This window comes from Microcystis sp. M53598_WE2, assembly GCF_030067735.1.
Classification (GTDB): domain Bacteria; phylum Cyanobacteriota; class Cyanobacteriia; order Cyanobacteriales; family Microcystaceae; genus Microcystis; species Microcystis aeruginosa.
This window is the reverse complement of the sequence record NZ_JASJFE010000085.1, coordinates 1-1399: the sequence shown is the minus strand read 5'-3', so window position 1 is coordinate 1399 and position 1399 is coordinate 1. Positions and strand designations below refer to the sequence as shown.

General features: G+C 43.5%; 1 protein-coding gene. It reads left to right on the top strand.

From position 1 onward, the window contains the following. The first annotated feature begins 119 nt into the window (after positions 1-119). Positions 120-1394, top strand: a complete 1275-nt coding sequence (locus PX636_RS02025) for an O-antigen ligase family protein (protein WP_288116072.1) — start codon at positions 120-122, stop codon at positions 1392-1394. The last annotated feature ends 5 nt before the right edge of the window (positions 1395-1399 follow it).

Genomic DNA, 1399 nt, shown 5'->3' with positions numbered 1-1399 from the left:
GGAACCCCCTAAGCCGAGTTTTCAAGGTGCTGCGCCGTCCACTTGGTTTTCGAGACTGGCCTTTTAATTCTAACGTAAAGCTAACCTAGAACGGCGGGGTTTCAGACCCAAAATTTCCGATGAAAAAGATTTTTTGTCAAGGGTGGGAGTGGAATTTAATACTTTTTTCAGTTTTTATCGCCATGATCCTGCCGGAGTTGGCGGGTATCGGCATTATTATCGTGTTAATTAGGGTTTTTACCGGCAATTTTCGGGCAATTATCCAGTCACGTCTTAATCAAGGTCTCGGTATCGTCACTCTTTGGTTGATGATTAGTGCCAGTCTTTCCCCAACTCCGGGGGATGCTTGGATTGGTTTAGGAAATTTCCTGCCTTTTTTCTTCTTTTTTAGCAATATTCGGCAATTAATTAAAAAACCCTCTCAATTGCGTCAACTAGCTTGGGTGATGGTTATTCCGTCGGTTTGGGTAGTGGTGATGGGATGGGGACAAATTTTTCTCGGTTGGCAAAAACCGGAAGCATTAAAAGGGATTTTTACCTGGCCCTACGGGGCGGGGGGTGAACCGAGCGGGCGGATGTCTTCGGTTTTTATGTATGCTAATCTTTTGGGGGCTTATTTATTAATAACTCTGATTTTAGCCCTCGGTTTATTAATTCTAACTTTGCGGCAGTGGCACAGACAAAGAAATACCCTTTTAAATCTCAAAGTCGGGTTTTTAACTTTAACCATATTGATCGACGGTGTAGGGCTATTTTTAAGCAATTCTCGCAATGCTTGGGCCTTAGCCTTTTTAGGAGGCCTAATTTTCGCCCTTTATCTGGGTTGGAATGCCTTAGTCGCCGGTTTTATCCTCTTGGGGGGGGTGATTTCCCTCGCTTCTTGGGGACCAAATCCTTTAAGGGATAGTGTGCGTTTTTTGGTTCCTAGGGCGATTTGGGCGCGATTATCCGATGAAATGTTCCCTGATCGCCCTCTAGCGACTCTCAGATCAACTCAATGGCGTTTTACTCTCGAAATGACCCAAGAAAGACCCCTATTCGGTTGGGGATTACGCAGTTTTACACCTCTCTACGAAAAAAGTCAGGGATTATGGTTAGGTCATCCCCATAATTTATATTTGATGTTAATGGCAGAAACGGGAATTATTGGCTTAATTTTATTGTCCGCTTGGGTGGGTTGGATTTATGCCCAAGGGGTGCGTTTATTAATCTTTTTACGACAACAAAAAGCCGGGGGGGAGTTAATTATCTTTACCTATCTGGTAGCTTTTGGCGCTTGTGTTTTATTTAATCTCGTCGATGTCACCCTCTCCGATGTCAAGATTAATACTATTGTTTGGTTTCTCTTGGCTGCTATTGCCGGGGTGAGTCAAAGGTTAAATTATGAATTATGAATTGG

Excerpts from the sequence above, each read along its gene's own strand:
- PX636_RS02025 (WP_288116072.1), top strand. The coding sequence starts at position 120 with ATGAAAAAGATTTTTTGTCAAGGGTGGGAGTGGAATTTAATACTTTTT.